17 protein-coding genes are annotated in these 15,822 nt (G+C 60.1%); 16 read left to right on the top strand and 1 reads right to left on the bottom strand.

Annotated features, from left to right (window positions below; genetic code table 11):
- The first annotated feature begins 5 nt into the window (after positions 1 to 5).
- The 10 genes from F0M18_RS05765 (at position 6) to F0M18_RS05720 (ending at position 9,093) form a co-directional block, all read left to right on the top strand.
- Positions 6 to 392 (top strand): DUF4845 domain-containing protein, encoded by a 387-nt coding sequence (locus F0M18_RS05765; protein WP_149610452.1) that lies wholly within the window; start codon positions 6 to 8, stop codon positions 390 to 392.
- Positions 389 to 1,084, top strand: coding sequence for a ribonuclease III (gene rnc, locus F0M18_RS05760; protein ID WP_262500839.1), 696 nt, complete (start codon positions 389 to 391; stop codon positions 1,082 to 1,084). Before F0M18_RS05765 ends, rnc begins: the two co-directional genes overlap by 4 nt.
- On the top strand, positions 1,065 to 1,967 hold the full coding sequence (era, locus tag F0M18_RS05755) for a GTPase Era (RefSeq protein WP_262500838.1): 903 nt from the start codon (positions 1,065 to 1,067) through the stop codon (positions 1,965 to 1,967). Before rnc ends, era begins: the two co-directional genes overlap by 20 nt.
- A gap of 14 nt (positions 1,968 to 1,981) precedes the next feature.
- Positions 1,982 to 2,707 carry a DNA repair protein RecO gene (gene recO / locus F0M18_RS05750; protein WP_149610450.1) on the top strand — a complete coding sequence of 242 codons (726 nt, stop codon included), beginning with the start codon at positions 1,982 to 1,984 and terminating at the stop codon, positions 2,705 to 2,707.
- A gap of 11 nt (positions 2,708 to 2,718) precedes the next feature.
- Positions 2,719 to 3,081 carry a holo-ACP synthase gene (gene acpS / locus F0M18_RS05745; protein ID WP_262500837.1) on the top strand — a complete coding sequence of 121 codons (363 nt, stop codon included), beginning with the start codon at positions 2,719 to 2,721 and terminating at the stop codon, positions 3,079 to 3,081.
- An 81-nt stretch (positions 3,082 to 3,162) separates the two neighbouring features.
- Complete coding sequence (cysM, locus tag F0M18_RS05740; RefSeq protein ID WP_149610448.1) at positions 3,163 to 4,059, top strand: cysteine synthase CysM; 897 nt, start codon at positions 3,163 to 3,165, stop codon at positions 4,057 to 4,059.
- Position 4,060: 1 nt separating this feature from the next.
- Positions 4,061 to 6,292, top strand: coding sequence for a GTP diphosphokinase (gene relA, locus F0M18_RS05735; protein ID WP_149610447.1), 2,232 nt, complete (start codon positions 4,061 to 4,063; stop codon positions 6,290 to 6,292).
- A complete protein-coding gene (gene mazG, locus F0M18_RS05730) occupies positions 6,289 to 7,119 on the top strand; it encodes a nucleoside triphosphate pyrophosphohydrolase (RefSeq protein ID WP_262500836.1) in 831 nt (276 codons plus the stop codon). Before relA ends, mazG begins: the two co-directional genes overlap by 4 nt.
- Positions 7,120 to 7,226: 107 nt before the next feature.
- Entirely contained in the window at positions 7,227 to 7,874 is a 648-nt protein-coding gene (gene adk / locus F0M18_RS05725; protein ID WP_149610446.1) for an adenylate kinase, read from the top strand.
- A 388-nt stretch (positions 7,875 to 8,262) separates the two neighbouring features.
- The gene (locus F0M18_RS05720) at positions 8,263 to 9,093 is read left to right on the top strand and encodes a hypothetical protein (protein WP_149610445.1); all 831 of its coding nucleotides are present in this window, start codon (positions 8,263 to 8,265) and stop codon (positions 9,091 to 9,093) included.
- A 77-nt stretch (positions 9,094 to 9,170) separates the two neighbouring features.
- Here the strand turns inward: F0M18_RS05720 and mobA are convergent, their stop codons facing one another.
- Positions 9,171 to 9,779, bottom strand: coding sequence for a molybdenum cofactor guanylyltransferase MobA (gene mobA / locus F0M18_RS05715; protein WP_188109607.1), 609 nt, complete (start codon positions 9,777 to 9,779; stop codon positions 9,171 to 9,173).
- A gap of 85 nt (positions 9,780 to 9,864) precedes the next feature.
- Here mobA and tsaB point away from each other — a divergent pair, with 85 nt between their 5' ends.
- The 6 genes from tsaB to F0M18_RS05685 are packed head-to-tail and all read left to right on the top strand — an operon-like array spanning position 9,865 to position 15,759.
- Complete coding sequence (gene tsaB, locus F0M18_RS05710) at positions 9,865 to 10,575, top strand: tRNA (adenosine(37)-N6)-threonylcarbamoyltransferase complex dimerization subunit type 1 TsaB (RefSeq protein WP_149610443.1); 711 nt, start codon at positions 9,865 to 9,867, stop codon at positions 10,573 to 10,575.
- Positions 10,575 to 11,375 (top strand): undecaprenyl-diphosphate phosphatase, encoded by an 801-nt coding sequence (locus F0M18_RS05705; protein ID WP_149610626.1) that lies wholly within the window; start codon positions 10,575 to 10,577, stop codon positions 11,373 to 11,375. Before tsaB ends, F0M18_RS05705 begins: the two co-directional genes overlap by 1 nt.
- Positions 11,376 to 11,390: 15 nt before the next feature.
- Positions 11,391 to 12,284 (top strand): NAD(P)-dependent oxidoreductase, encoded by an 894-nt coding sequence (locus F0M18_RS05700; protein WP_149610442.1) that lies wholly within the window; start codon positions 11,391 to 11,393, stop codon positions 12,282 to 12,284.
- Positions 12,284 to 13,594, top strand: coding sequence for a M18 family aminopeptidase (locus F0M18_RS05695; protein WP_149610441.1), 1,311 nt, complete (start codon positions 12,284 to 12,286; stop codon positions 13,592 to 13,594). Before F0M18_RS05700 ends, F0M18_RS05695 begins: the two co-directional genes overlap by 1 nt.
- 16 nt (positions 13,595 to 13,610) lie before the next feature.
- Positions 13,611 to 14,705: a tRNA-queuosine alpha-mannosyltransferase domain-containing protein gene (locus F0M18_RS05690; protein WP_188109606.1), complete on the top strand. Its 1,095-nt coding sequence runs from the start codon at positions 13,611 to 13,613 to the stop codon at positions 14,703 to 14,705.
- Positions 14,706 to 14,751: 46 nt separating this feature from the next.
- Positions 14,752 to 15,759, top strand: a complete 1,008-nt coding sequence (locus F0M18_RS05685; RefSeq protein ID WP_149610439.1) for a tryptophan--tRNA ligase — start codon at positions 14,752 to 14,754, stop codon at positions 15,757 to 15,759.
- The last annotated feature ends 63 nt before the right edge of the window (positions 15,760 to 15,822 follow it).

Raw genomic sequence — 15,822 nt, 5'->3', positions numbered from 1 at the left:
GGGATATGCGCACACCGCAGCGTCAGAGGGGGATGTCCATTCCGGGCATGTTGATCATCGCCATCATGGCCGGTTTTTACGTTATGTGCTTTGTAAAGATGGTCCCGCATTACTTCGAATACACGTCGGTCAAAAACATTGTCCAGACTGTGGCGGATGAGCACGAACCGGGCAGCACCACCGTGGGCCAGGTCAGACGGCGCATCGATCGCCTGTTCAACACCAACCAGATTTATGCCCTGAAGGTCGGCGACGTGGATATCTATCGGGAGAAGGGTGTCACCTACATCGATGCCCGGTATGAAGCGCGGGTTCCGCTGGCCTGGCGTATCGACGCAGTCATGAAGTTCGACGACCTGCTGATCGAGGCGGGGAAGCCTGAGCCCAGGTGACGGACCGCCAGCAGCAACTCGGGCGCCTGCAGCGCGCCCTGGGCCATGTGTTCACTGACACCGGTTTGCTGGAACTGGCGTTGACACATCGCAGCGCGGGAGGCCGCAACAATGAGCGCCTCGAGTTTCTCGGTGACTCCATCATCAATCACATTGTCGCAGAGGCCCTTTACCACCAGTTCGCGCGCGCCAGCGAGGGCGAACTGAGCCGCATGCGCGCGTCGCTGGTCAAGGGAGATACTCTGGCGAGGATTGCCCGCGAACTGGATATCGGCGACTACCTTGTGCTCGGTACCGGTGAACGCAAGAGTGGTGGCAAACGCCGCGGGTCCATACTCGCCGATGCGCTGGAGGCCATTGCCGGGGCCATCCTGCTCGACGCGGGCGCTGAAACCTGCCGCCGCTGTGTACACACCTGGTTTGATGGTCGCCTGGAGGATCTGGATCCTGCCAGTGCGCATAAAGACGCCAAGACGCAGCTACAGGAATACCTGCAGGGTCGCGGTCGACCACTGCCCAACTACGAACTGCTGGGCACTACCGGCGCCGATCATGACCAGCAGTTCCAGGTTGCCTGTCGACTCACCAGCCCCGAGATGGTCGTGGAGGGTGCCGGCAGCAGCAGACGCAAGGCCGAGCAGGCCGCTGCCGGCCAAGCACTGGAGAGCCTGGGTGTCCCAAGAAGAGACTAAACACTGCGGTTACGTCGCCATCGTTGGCAGACCCAACGTGGGCAAGTCGACCCTGTTGAACTATCTGCTGGGCCAGAAAATCAGCATCACCTCACGCAAACCACAGACCACCCGTCACCAGGTCCTGGGTATCAAGACCGAGGGTGGCTGCCAGATAATCTTTGTCGACACGCCCGGGCTACACCAGGGTGGTGAAAAAGCGATAAACCGCTTCATGAATCGCGCCGCCAGCAGCGCCATACGTGATGTGGACCTGGTGCTTTTTCTGGTAGATCGCACAGCGTGGACAGAAGAAGACCAGATGGTGCTCGAGCAGGTGCAGCAGTCGGGCCGGCCAGTGCTGCTGGTGGTAAACAAGGTTGACCTGTTGCAGGACAAGAACAGCCTGTTGCCGCACCTCCAGTCACTGGCCGAGCGCGGGGATTTCGCGGCGATCATACCGGTGTCGGCCTTGCGCCAGCGCAACATAGACCTCCTGGAACAGGAGATCCGCAAATACCTGCCCGAGTCGGAATTTTTCTTTCCCGAAGAGCAGATCACGGACCGCAGCCAGCGTTTTCTCGCTGCGGAGATCGTGCGGGAAAAAATCATGCGCCAACTCGGGGATGAACTGCCTTACGCGGTCACGGTGGAGATCGAGGAGTTTGGCTTTGAGAATAACGTGGCACACATCTCAGCACTGATCCTGGTTGAGCGCAACGGCCAGAAAAAAATCATCATCGGCGACAAGGGCAGTCGACTGCGCTCCATCGGTACCGAAGCGCGACAGGATATGGAGCGACTGTTCGACTGCAAGGTGATGCTGCGCCTGTGGGTCAAGGTCAAGAGCGGTTGGTCCGACGATGAACGGGCCCTGCGCAGCCTGGGCTACGACGACCCCTGAGGCGCCTGGCCAGCATGCGTGTTTCCCTGCAGCCCGCCTATATCCTGCACGGTCGACCATACCGGGACAGCAGTCTGATACTGGAGGCGTTTACCGCCGAACACGGCAGGATCAGCCTGGTCGCCAAAGGCGCGCGGCGCAGGGCCCGCGGTGGCAGCACGTCTGCCTTGTTGCAACCCTTCACCCCCTTGCTACTGTCTTTCAGTGGCCGCAGCGAGTTGAAAACCCTGACCCAGGTAGAGCCCGCCGGGCTGGCGCAAGCCTTGCGCGGCCAAAACCTGTACAGCGCACTGTATGTTAATGAGTTGCTGATGCGCCTGCTGCACAAACATGATCCACACCCCCGGCTTTTTGCCGACTACACGCTGGTGGTGGAAGAACTCGCTGCCGAGGCAGACGTTGAGGTTGTATTGCGCCGTTTCGAGCTGGGTTTGCTGGAACAGTTGGGCTACAGTTTCTCCCTCTGCCATGATGGACACAGTGGTGAGGGCCTGGACCCGGAAGCCTGGTATCAATTTCATCCTGATCACGGCATGGTGGCGAGTGCCGGTGCATACAGGACTGTGCAGCCCGCATACCGGGGGGATGAGTTGCTGGCCATGTCACGCGGTGAGTTTGCCGGCGAAAACCGCCTGGCCGCACGCCGCCTGATGCGACAGGTGCTTGCTGTGCACCTGGGGGATGCGCCATTGCGCAGCCGGGAACTGTTTCGGGCGCGAACCCGCGGAAAGGGGGAATAGCGGTGATAGGAGTGGGTACTGACATTCTCAAGTTTGCACGCATCGACTCCGTGGTCGAACGCCAGGGGGAGCGTTTTGTAAAGCGCATACTGTGCCCGGCCGAGTGCGAGGAGTATGCGCTCAGCGGGCGTCCTGGAAACCTGCTGGCCAAACGTTTCGCCGCCAAGGAAGCGGTCGCCAAGGCGCTGGGCACCGGCATAGGCCGCGGCGTCAGCTGGCAGGATATATTGATCACGCACGACGCCAGCGGTGCGCCGCAGGTGGAGCTCAGCGGCGGTGCTCTGCGCGTTGCCAGTGAACAAGGCGGCACGCGGGTGGCCCTGAGCCTGGCGGACGAGGAAGACTGTGTGATCGCTTTTGCAGTGCTGGTTTAAAGGCCTGAATCCCGCCCCGGACATGCACAGGCCGGCGTGAAGCGGTACACTGCTGCACGGGCAACACGATGTAGAGTAGTCATGCGCGAATACCCCACCATTGAACAGTGTGTCGGCAATACACCATTGATCCGGCTGCAACGCATGCAGGGACAAACCAGTAACACCATCCTGCTGAAACTAGAGGGCAATAACCCGGCCGGTTCGGTCAAGGACCGGCCGGCTATGAGCATGATTGCGCGTGCGGAAGAGCGCGGCGAAATCAAGCCCGGCGACACGCTTATCGAGGCCACCAGCGGCAACACCGGTATTGCCCTGGCCATGGCCGCAGCCATTCGCGGATACCGTATGGTGCTGATCATGCCCAGTCACATGAGTGATGAGCGCAAGCAAGCCATGTCGGCATACGGTGCGGTACTGATTGAAGTGTCCCAGGAAGAGGGCATGGAAGGCGCACGTGACCTGGCTATGGCCATGCAGGCCCGCGGTGAGGGCCGCGTACTCGACCAGTTCGGCAACGCCGACAATCCACATGCTCACTTGACCAGCACAGGGCCGGAAATCTGGTCCCAGACCGGCGGTACCATCACCCACTTTGTCAGCTCTATGGGTACAACGGGCACGATCATGGGTTGCTCGGCTTACCTGAAGGGCCAGAACCCTGACGTGCAGATCGTGGGCCTGCAACCCGAAGATGGTTCCAGCATACCCGGAATCAGGCGCTGGCCGCAGGCCTACCTGCCTGCCATTTATAATGCCGCGAGGGTGGACCGGGTTATGGATATCTCACAGCGCGAGTCGGAGCAGACCATGCGCCGGTTGGCATCGGAAGAGGGGATATTTTGTGGTGTGTCTTCCGGTGGTGCGGTCGCTTCAGCGTTGCGACTGTCAGCTGAACTGGAAAATGCGGTGATTGTGGCGATCATCTGTGATCGCGGTGATCGCTACCTCTCCACGGGCGTATTCGCGGCGCACTGACATGGTCCAGGTACGCCATCAATCCCATCACAATGCCGAGCCCGAGAAAGTAGATCTCGAGCTCTGGCTGGACAGCCTGCCGGTGCAACTGGAGCAGGAAGAGCGCCAGCGCCTGCTTCAGACCGCCGGGCGTGTGCGTGAGCTTTGTGCAGTTCCCGGTGTCGACCAGGGCGACTGGGCACTGGAAAGTGATCCGTTTCGCGCCGGTCTCGATATCGCCCTGATAATGGCCGAACTGCACGTGGGCACGGATTGCCTGGTTGCGGGATTGCTCTACCGGGTGGTGCGTGAGCAGCGTATCTCGCTGGCCGAGGTTAACGAAGAGTTTGGCACCACAGCGGGTGACCTGCTGTGTGGTGTGCTGCGTATGGCTGCGATCGGCGAACTGCGATTGCAGCAGGATCGCCCTGTGCTGGGCCAGGCGCACGCACAGAAAGACAACATCCGCAAAATGTTGATCGCCCTGGTTGATGACGTGCGCGTGGCCCTGATAAAACTGGCGGAGCGGACCTGCGCCATCCGCGCAGTGAAGAATGACGAGGCGCGTCGCGAACACGTCGCCAGGGAAGTGTTTGATGTGTATGCCCCGCTGGCCCATCGCCTGGGCATAGGTCACCTGAAGTGGGAACTGGAGGACCTGTCCTTCCGTTACATATACGCAGACGCGTACCGCAAGATAGCCCGGTTACTCGATGGTAAACGCCTGGAGCGGGACCAGTTTATTGTCGACGTGAAAGCCATACTGACGAAAGTGCTGGGCAATGCCGGCCTGGAGTTCCAGATTGATGGTCGCGCCAAGCATATCTACAGCATATGGCGAAAGATGCAGCGCAAGGGTATCGGCTTTTCGCAAGTCTATGACATACGCGCGGTGCGCATACTGGTACCCGAGATCAAGGACTGCTACGCCACCCTGGGGCTGGTTCATGGCCTGTGGCGCAATATTCCCAACGAGTTCGATGACTATATCGCCAATCCCAAGGAAAACGGCTATCGCTCCCTGCACACGGCGGTGATCGGGCCGGAGGGAAAGATTCTCGAGGTGCAGATCCGCACCCGGCAGATGCACGAGGAAGCGGAACTGGGCGTGTGTGCGCACTGGCGCTACAAGGGCTCAGATGCCGGCGAGGGCATGGCCAGCACCTACGAGGAAAAGATCGCCTGGCTGCGCCAGGTTCTCGACTGGCACGATGAAACCGGCGATACCGGCAGCGTGGCCGAACAGTTCAGTTTTAACGTCGCGCAGGATCGTGTTTACGTGTTTACCCCCGAGGGCGATGTGGTCAACCTGGCTCAGGGTGCCACGCCGCTGGATTTCGCCTACCACGTGCATACCGAGGTTGGGCATCGCTGCCGTGGTGCCAAGGTAAACGGGGCCATTGTGCCGCTCACGTATGTCCTGCAGACCGGCGAGCGCGTGGAGATACTGACCAGCAAGGACGGCTCCCCCAAGCGCGACTGGCTGCAGCCCGGCCTGGGTTACCTGCGCACCTCCCGCGCCCGCGCCAAGGTGCAGCACTGGTTTCGTACCCAGGCGCGTGAGGAAAATGTCGATGCCGGTCGTCATCTGCTGGAGCGTGAGTTCAAGCGCCTGGCGCTCACCAGCGTGGATTACCAGCGTGTGGCCCGCAAAGTGCATATGCGGACGGTGGAGGACATGTATGCAGCGGTGGGTTACGGCGACCTGCCATCAGCACAGGTGTTAAACGCGGCGCAGGGCCTGGTCGAACGGCGGCAGGAACCGCAGCTGAAGCTGGCACGCCCGGGCGCCACGCGTTACCGGCGCGAAGTGCAGGTGCAGGGTGTCGGTAATCTGCTCAACCATATGGCCGGGTGTTGTAAGCCACTGCCCGGGGATGCGATTACCGGATTTATCACCCAGGGCAGGGGTGTGAGTATTCATCGCACAGACTGCGCCCGACTGGTGAAGCTCGCCGAGGCCACGCCGGAGCGTGTCATAGATGTAGAGTGGGGCACCACACCCACAGATAACTATGAAGTTGACGTGGCCATCGAAGCGTATGACCGGCATGGGCTGCTGCGGGATATCACCGGCCTGTTCGCCAATGCGCACATTAACGTGTTGTCGATCAACACCCAGACCAACAAGAAGAGCCATACGGCGACCATGCGGCTGCGTGTTGAAGTGCCGAACCTGGCTTCCCTGTCGAAAATGCTGGAGCGCATAAACCGGCTGCACAACGTGATTTCCGCGACAAGGGTGAGCCAGTGAGCGCGGAGCAGCCGGTGGTGTATGGCATTGACGACCTGCTGCGTGTCATGGAGCGTTTGCGCGATCCCGAACACGGATGCCCCTGGGACCTGGAGCAGGATTTCCGCAGCATCGTGCCCTCGACGCTGGAGGAATGTTACGAACTCGCCAATGCCATAGAACAGGAAGACTTTCATCATGTGGGTGAAGAGTTGGGAGACGTACTGTTCCAGGTGGTTTTCTATGCCCAGCTGGGGCGTGAGCAGGGTCTGTTCAGTTTCGACGCCATCGTCAATACGCTGGTGGAAAAACTGGTGCGTCGCCATCCGCACGTGTTTGCCGGTGGCGCGATAGAAGGTGTGGTCGATGCCGCCGCAGATGTCGAACAGGTCAATGCGACCTGGGAGGCGATCAAGAAACAGGAACGCAGCGGGCGCGCGCAGCATGGTGTCCTGGACGATGTGCCGGTGGCGCTGCCGGCGCTGCCGCGCGCACAGAAATTACAGAAACGCGCTGCCGGAGTCGGCTTCGACTGGCCGGACAGTGCGCCGGTGCTGGAAAAAATTGCCGAGGAACTCGACGAGTTGCGCCAGGCCATGGACAGCGGGGATAGCGCATCGGTGCGTGAGGAAATGGGCGACCTGCTGTTCAGCTGTGTCAACCTGTGCCGTCACCTGCGCCTTGATGCGGAGACCACCCTGCGTGATTCTGCCGGTAAGTTCGAAAGACGATTCCGCCTCATGGAAGCCCTGGCGGAGGCTCAAGGGACGAATGTGGATTCGCTCGATGAGGCCGCCCTCGACGCGCTGTGGGAACGCGCAAAGCGCTCTGATACTCGCCAAAAGTAGGGGTTGTATCCTGCTGGAGCGCTGTGTATCGTGTTCGCCCTTCGTAATCCCAGAACCACTCTTTTACGCGGTTTAGCCGCAAACCAGAAGATCGAGGTAGTTCGCTTATGCGATTGATACTGTTGGGCGCCCCGGGCGCAGGTAAGGGCACCCAGGCCCAATTCATCACCGAAAAGTACGACATTCCGCAAATATCGACCGGTGACATGCTGCGCGCCGCAGTGAAGGCACAGACAGAGCTCGGTTTGCAGGCGAAAGAAGTCATGGACGCGGGTGGCCTGGTTTCCGATGACATCATCATCGGGCTGGTCAAAGAGCGTATTACCGAGGATGACTGCAGTCGGGGTTTCCTGTTTGATGGTTTCCCGCGCACAATCCCCCAGGCACAGGCCATGGTAGAGGCCGGCGTGGCGATTGATCATGTTGTAGAGATTGCCGTGGAAGACGATGAGATCGTGGCGCGGCTCAGTGGCCGGCGCGTGCATCCGGGATCGGGGCGTGTTTACCACGTTCGTTACAATCCGCCGCAGCAGGAAGGCGTGGACGACGTTACCGGTGAGCCGCTTGTACAACGCGACGATGACCAGGAAGAGACGGTGCGCAAGCGCCTTGAGGTGTATCATTCACAAACCAGTCCGCTGATTGATTTCTACCAGAATATGGTGGGCGACGACGCACCCGCCTATCATCGTGTGGCCGGTGTGGGCGGCGTTGAAGAGATTCGCGACGCGGTATTCGCCGAGTTGGAAGAGTAGCCCGTTCGGGCATTCCGAGAGGGGAGCTTTTGCTCCCCTTTTTTGTATCTGCATGTCCGTGGCGCAGTTCACACGTCGGCCAGAAAACGACGTTCACATTCGCGTATCGGCGTATCTGGAAAAAGCGTTGCAGTAAGCAGGGTGTCGGGAATCATCAGCGAATGTAGCGTTTTTTCTGTGGCAGCAGAGTAATCGGTGATGCGGCCAAAGCACTGTTTCTTGTTCCACTGACCGTCGCAACTTGCGCCAGACAACAGGCAAAGCTGTCAAAACAGCGTTAAATTCCTGTTTTCGCGAGGATTTTCTGCACGGGAGTTGTTGTAAGCCCGGTTTAATGTTGCTATTTTTGAGTTGCGTTACCTGACAAACTATTTCGGAGACGAGCGTAATGGCACAGGCAAAAAAGAAAACACCTGCAAAGAAGGCGTCTACTGCGCGTAAAAAGGCACCTGCGAAGAAGAAAGCCGCCGCCAGCAAGACGACGGTTTCACCCGCTGTGAAACGAGCTAACGAGGCTTTGGCCAAGCTGCAAAAAGCGGTGGATTCTGAAAAGAAAGCATTGCAAAGCGCTCGCAAGAAACTGGAAGCCGCGCGTAAACAGGCTGCCAAGAATGCCACGGCAGCTAACAAGCGTGCAGTGAAGGCAGCGCAAAACGCTTCGGCTAAGAGTTCGGCCCGCATCAAGGCAATGCGTGAAAAAGTGGCCGACGCAAAACATCGTGCAGCCGAGGTCGCTGAAGCTGCCAGGTTGAAGGCCGTCAAGATGGCAGCTGAGGAGAAAAAGCTCGCGCACAAGGCCGAGTTGGCTGCCAAAGCGGAAATGGATAAAGCCAAGGCAATGGCAAAGCATGCCGAGTCCTGGATGAAGAAGCGGGCCAAGCAAGACAAGAAAAAACTGGCCGCATTGGAGAAGCGCCTGGCCAAGCAGATAGCTGCCGCAGAGAAGAAGGCAATGGCCAAAGCCAAGGCAGCGGAAAAGAAAGCAGAGGCTAAAGCACGCGCTGCGGCCAAGAAAATCGAATCCATGGTAAGTGGAGGCAAGCCGGCCAAGAAGAAGGCAAGCGCCAAGAAAAAGGCCGCGCCCAAGAAGAAGGCCGCCGCCAAGAAAAAAGCCGCACCCAAGAAAAAAGCTGCAGCCAAGAAAAAGGCGGCGCCAAAGAAAAAGGCCGTAGCCAGGAAAAAGGCAGCTCCCAAAAAGAAGGCCGCCGCAAAGAAGTAGCATCCAGCAGGCGCTGAACACCAGTGCCAGAAACAGCCCGCAGTTGTTTACGACTGCGGGTTTTTTTTGCTCCCCAATCAGGTGGCTGTCGTCTGGCCTGTAGCGGGCGTTTCCATGGCGTTAATATTGAGGAAACACTCGCGCTGGTCGTCAAAACTCACCGCCACTGCGCCCATTTGCGCAAACCACCGGTGTACGGCACGTTCACCGCTATCGAGAAAGGCAGTGAGTGAGGTCAGGGCTTCCCGGCGCAACAGGGCACACAGGTAGTGGGCCTTATCCCCTGTACTGGCATAACAGACCTGCGCGTCGGGAACGCTTTCCAGCTTGCTCAACAGCCTGGCGGCGAGATCCTGTGGCAGGCGGGGGGTGTCGCAAGGTACCAGTAGCACGCGTGCATGGTGTAAAACAGCTTGTGCCGCTTCCAGTCCGGCGAGTGGTCCCTGGTAATCCTGGCGCAGGTCCGGCGGTGTCAACGGCGCATGTCGGGCATAGACATGTCGATTGCGGTTACAACTGATGTGCAGGGAACAGACCTGGGGGCTTATCCGTTCAATAACGTGTTCAATCAGTGGCCTGCCATGCCAGGGTAGCAGGCCCTTGTCCTGGCCGCCGACGCGCCGGCCTGCGCCGCCCGCCAGTACCAGCGCCTCGATGCCGTGAAGGTTTGGCCTATCTATCGACAAAACGGACTCGCAACGGTTCTTACCTGCAGGCGGCTGTGGGATAATCGCAGCTTAGCACGCACTACCGGGGCCGATCACGATCGCCATGAAAACCATTCTCGCTATCGAGACAGCGACAGAGGCCTGTTCGCTCGCCCTGGCACGTGGCGATGTTGTCGAACAGCGGCACGAGATTACGCCGAGGCAGCACAGCCAGCGGCTGCTGGCGATGCTGGAAGAGCTGCTCCCCGGCGGCGGCCTGCAGCGCCATGGCGTAGATGCCATAGCCTACGGGGCCGGCCCGGGTTCTTTCACTGGTCTGCGCATTGCCTCCAGTGCGGTGCAGGGGCTGGCCTACAGCGCAGCACTGCCCGCAATACCGGTGTCCACGCTGGCGGCGCAGGCACAAACGGCTTTGCGTCTCGGGCTGGCCGCTCCCGGCCAGTTCGTGTTCAGTGCCATCGATGCGCGTATCAACGAGATTTACTATGCCTGGTACCAGTTTGAAAAAGGGCTGGCTGTACCGTTGACGCAGGCACTGGCATGTTCGCCCAAGCAGGTAACGTTACCCGATGCCATAGTGGCCGCAGTTGGCATAGGCAGTGGCTGCCGCTTTCTCGAGCATATGCCGGCAAACGTGCGACAGGCCCTGGGTGTTGTGGCGCCTGATCTGTTGCCCGAGGCCCGGGATCTGGTGCCTCTGGCCCGACACAGTGCGGCCAGGGGAGAGACTCAACTTGCCCGTGATGTGCAACCCGTTTATGTGCGTGACGAGATCAACTGGAAGAAGATTCCAGAGCAGGGAAAACGCAAGTGATAGATTGGTTCCAGGCTGTGGCACTGGCTATTGTGCAGGGGCTGACAGAGTTTCTGCCGATCTCCAGTTCTGCCCACCTGGTGATCCCCTCACTGGTATTAAACTGGCCTGACCAGGGCCTGGCCTTTGATGTTGCCGTGCATGTGGGTACGCTGGCGGCGGTCATCGTCTACTACCGGCGTGACCTGCTGGACATCGTCACGGCCTGGGCCGCTTCACTGAGGGGTAGTCCTGCGACAGCGCAAAGCCGTATGGTCTGGTATCTGCTCCTGGCGTCGGTGCCAGCCGGTTTGATGGGCTTTTTCCAGGGCGACTTTATTGAAGCGCAGGCACGCAACTTGCCGGTTATTGCGACCACCACACTGGTCTTCGGGCTGTTGCTGGGCTTTGCTGATCGCCATGCGGCACGCAAACCGGGAAAACGTACGCTGGATTTCAAGGTCGCGATGCTGATCGGTCTCGCCCAGGCGATGGCGCCGGTGCCGGGGGTGTCGCGCTCGGGTGCGACCATCACCGCTGCCTTACTGCTCAATATGAGTCGACAGGACGCCGCGCGCTTTTCGTTCCTGTTGTCGATACCGGTTATAACGGGCGCCGGCCTGCTCAAGGGAGCGCAACTGGCCGCAGGTGCCGCAGCGGTGGACTGGGCGCTGATGCTGGTGGCCGCGGCCATATCCGGTGTCACCGCTTATCTGTGCATCGCCGTGTTCCTGCGCCTGCTGGATCGGGTGGGTATGATGCCGTTTGTTTATTACCGGATCGCGCTGGCGGGCGTACTGTACTTTTTCTGGCTGGCTTGAACAGGGAGTGATGCAATGAAACTGGCTTTCATCGGGCTTGGCGTGATGGGATATCCCATGGCGGGACATTTACAACGCGCCGGTCACGAGGTCACGGTCTACAACCGCAGCGCCGACAAGGCGGCAAGTTGGGTTGAAGAATACGGTGGTGCCCGTGCGAGCACCCCGGGACAGGCCGCGAGTGCTGCGGATATTGTTTGCCTTTGCGTGGGCAATGACGACGACGTGCGCAGTGTGATGCTGGGCGACGACGGCGTTATTGCCGGTATGCGTGCCGGCGGAGTGGTTGTCGATCACACCACCGCATCGGCTGGTTTGGCTCGTGAGTTGGCAGAAACCACGCGGGCGCAGGGGCTGGGCTTTCTCGACGCGCCGGTATCGGGTGGCCAGGCCGGCGCCGAAAACGGCGCCCTGACCATCATGGTAGGCGGAGATGCAGACGTGTTTACGCGAGTGCAGCCCGTCCTGGAATCCTACGCACGTTGTGTACGTCTGCTGGGTCCCGCTGGCAGTGGACAATTGGCCAAGATGGTCAACCAGATCTGTATCGCAGGAATCGTGCAGGGCCTGGCCGAGGGCCTGGAGTTCTCCGAGCGTGCCGGGCTGGACACGGCTGCGGTGATCGAGGTGATTTCACAGGGTGCGGCCCAGTCCTGGCAGATGGTAAATCGCTACCAGACCATGCTGGCCGGGGAATACGATCACGGCTTCGCCGTTGACTGGATGCGCAAGGACCTTGGCATGGTGCTGGAACAGGCAGAAGAACTGCAATTGTCCCTGCCGGTGACTGAACTGGTGGATACCTACTATGCCGATGTGCAGTCGATGGGTGGAGGGCGCTGGGACACATCCAGCCTGTTCGCCCGCATGCGGTCCATGGGCGGCCATGCCGCAGAGGGAAATGAGTGATGTCAGAACGCGAACAGTTCAACCAGGGCCTGTGTGAGTTCATAAGTCGCGCTACCACGCCTTTCCACGCCGTGTCAGAGATGGTGCAGCGCCTGGACGCATCGGGTTACCAACGACTGCACGAGGACGCCGAGTGGGCACTGGAGCCCGGCGGCCGCTACTATCTCACCCGCAATGGCAGTTCGCTGATCGCCTTTGGCATGGGCCGGGATGCAGCGCCGGAACGAGGTATGCGCATGGTGGGCGCACACACTGACAGCCCCTGCCTGATGGTGAAGCCAGTGCCCGAAGTGCGCCAACAGGGCTATATGCAATTGGGCGTGGAAGTATATGGCGGCGCCTTACTCAACCCCTGGTACGATCGCGACCTGTCCATTGCCGGTCGCCTCAGTTACCAGTGTCGGGACGGCGTGCTGCGTACCGCGCTGATCGATTTTCGCGACCCGATTGCCGTTATTCCCAGCCTGGCGATACACCTTGATCGCGAGGCCAACAAAAGCCGCTCGATCAATCCCCAGAAAGACATCGTGCCGCTGCTGTGCCAGTTGCAGGGTGAGGAAGTGCTGGACTTCCGCCAGCTGCTACTGGAGCGGCTGTGCGAGGAGCATCCCGGGTGTGCTGCAGACAGGGTGCTGGATTACGAGCTGTGCCTGTACGATACCCAGCGTCCGGCCGTGGTCGGTTTGCGCGGCGATTTTGTCGCCGCTGCGCGCCTGGACAACCTGTTGAGCTGTTATACCGGGTTGCAGGCTTTGCAGCGCTGGGACGGCGCCACAAGTGTCCTGCTGGTGTGCAATGATCATGAAGAAGTGGGCTCCCTGTCCGCCGCTGGCGCCAACGGCCCGTTCCTGTCTGCCACGCTGAAGCGCATTGCAAACAGCCAGACCGGATATGCGGCGTTGACCGAACGCTCCATGATGGTGTCCGCAGACAATGCCCACGGCATTCACCCCAACTATGCCGACCGCCACGACGCCAACCACGGTCCATTGCTCAATCGTGGGCCGGTGCTGAAAATCAATGCCAATCAGCGCTACGCCTCGAACAGCGAGACCAGCGGTCTGTTTCGTATGTTGGCCGCAGAGGAGGGGGTATCGCTGCAGTCCTTTGTAGTGCGCACGGATATGGCCTGCGGCAGCACCATCGGGCCGATCACGGCGGGTGAGGTAGGGGTCAAGACGCTGGATATCGGTGTGCCCACCTTCGCCATGCATTCGGTGCGTGAACTCGCCGGTAGTGCCGATGCGCATGATCTGGCCCGCCTGCTGGCACGATTCTACAATTACCCGGGCAATCTCGGCGCGGCCTGAGCAGCGGATGCGGGTATTGCTGCTGTCAGCCTACGCCGCACAGAGCCACCGCTACTGGCAGGCAGCCCTGCAGCAGATGTTCCCCCGCTGGTCGTGGACCGTGCTGGAATTACCGCCACGCTACTTCAGTTGGCGGGTGCGGGGTAACCCGCTGTACTGGAGTATCGCCGAGCGCGAACTGTTGCAGGCGCCCCATGATCTGTTGATCGCTACCTCGATGTCCGACCTGGCCACGCTGCGCGGGCTGGTGCCCGCCCTGGGGGAGATCCCGGCGCTGCTGTATTTTCACGAAAACCAGTTCGCCTATCCGCAGGACAAACAGCAGCACAGCCTGCTGGAAGCGCAGATGGTGAGTCTGTATGGCGCGCTGGCTGCGGATACCATCGCCTTTAATTCGCGGTTCAATCGCGACACGTTCCTGGATGGCTGTGACGCACTGCTGGCGCGCTTACCGGATCGGGTGCCAGCGGGAGTGGTGACGTCACTGCGTGACAAGTCATGCATATTGCCGGTGCCGCTGATGCCGGCCGAACCGCGCGCGGGGCAGGGCGCTGCCACGCCTGACCGGCGTGCAGGAATACGCCTGTTGTGGAGCGCCCGCTTCGAACACGACAAGGGCGGCGAGGGGCTGCTGCGGATTCTGCACAATCTCGAAGCGGCACAGGAGGACTTCGAGGTCGCGGTGACCGGACAGCAATTCAGGCGCTCGCCGCCAGTGTTCGCAGAGATCGAGCGAGAATTCTCCCACCGACTGGTGCAGTTCGGTTACGTCGACAGCGAGGCCCGCTATACCGAACTGATGCAGTGGGCCAATGTGGCGTTGTCCACGGCCCTGCACGAGTTCCAGGGCCTGGCGCTGATGCGGGCAGTGCAATGCGGCTGCGTCCCGGTGGTGCCCGACCGCCTGGTCTACCGCGAAATCTATGACCCGCTGTATCGTTATCCATCCAGTCCACAAACGCCGGCCAGCGAGGCTGCTGCCGCTGCCGAGCTGATCTGCGCTTTCGGAAAGGCGCTGCCACCGCCACCGGACCTGTCCGCATATTTTCCGCAGGTGCTGTCTGGCAGATACGAACGCACGATCCGCGCCCTGCAGGATAGCAACCGCTAGCCAAGCTGGTATGATTGGCGGCTTTTCCCAGACCAGAAAAAACACTATGGCAAAGCAACGGGTACTCACCGGGATCACCACCACAGGCACACCGCACCTGGGTAATTACGTGGGCGCTATCCGCCCGGCAATTGCGGCTTCTCGCGATGAGACACTGGATTCATTTTTCTTCCTCGCCGACTACCATGCGCTGATCAAGTGCCATGACCCCGACATGGTGCGGCAGTCGACCAAGGAAATCGCGGCAACGTGGCTGGCGTTAGGCCTGGATACTGACAAGGCGCTGTTTTACCGGCAGTCCGATATTCCGGAGATCCCGGAACTGACCTGGATCCTGAACTGCAACGCGGCCAAGGGGCTGATGAATCGCGCGCATGCCTACAAAGCTGCCGTGCAGGCCAATGAAGAGGCTGGAGAGGACCCCGATCACGCGATCACCATGGGCCTGTTCAGCTACCCGGTGCTGATGGCGGCCGACATACTCATGTTCAATGCACATCGTATTCCCGTCGGGCGTGACCAGATACAGCACGTGGAGATGGCAAGGGATATCGCGGCGCGCTTCAACCATAACTTCCGCGATGTCTTTACCCTGCCGGAGGCGGTGGTGGATGACAGCGTCGCTGTGCTGCAGGGGCTCGATGGCCGCAAGATGTCCAAGAGCTATAACAACACCATACCGTTGTTCCTCGCCGAAAAGCCCTTGCGCAAGCACATCAACAAGATCAAGACCAATCTGCTTGAACCCGGTGAGCCCAAGGACCCGGATACCTCCACCGTGTTCCAGATGTGGGCCGCCTTTGCCGACGAGAGCGAGACCGCGCGTATGCGCGAGGAATTCGCCAATGGCATAGCCTGGGGCGAAGCCAAGAAACAGCTGTTCGAACTGGTGAACAGTGAGTTGGCGGAGGCGCGTGAGCGTTACGACCAGCTGATGGAAGATCCCGGGTATATTGAAAACGAGCTGCAAAAGGGCGCCGAGCGCGCGCGCGAATACAGCGCGCCGCTGATGCGCTCGGTTCGTGACGCGGTGGGCATTTCCACTATTCGCTAGGCGGGCTCAGCGGCTGTGGCTTCGATTGTTGTTTGCCAGGTTCATTGCGGCTGCATCGTTGCG

It is taken from the genome of Pseudohalioglobus sediminis (assembly GCF_008370495.1).
Classification (GTDB): domain Bacteria; phylum Pseudomonadota; class Gammaproteobacteria; order Pseudomonadales; family Halieaceae; genus Halioglobus.
This window is presented reverse-complemented; position numbering and strand designations above follow the sequence as displayed.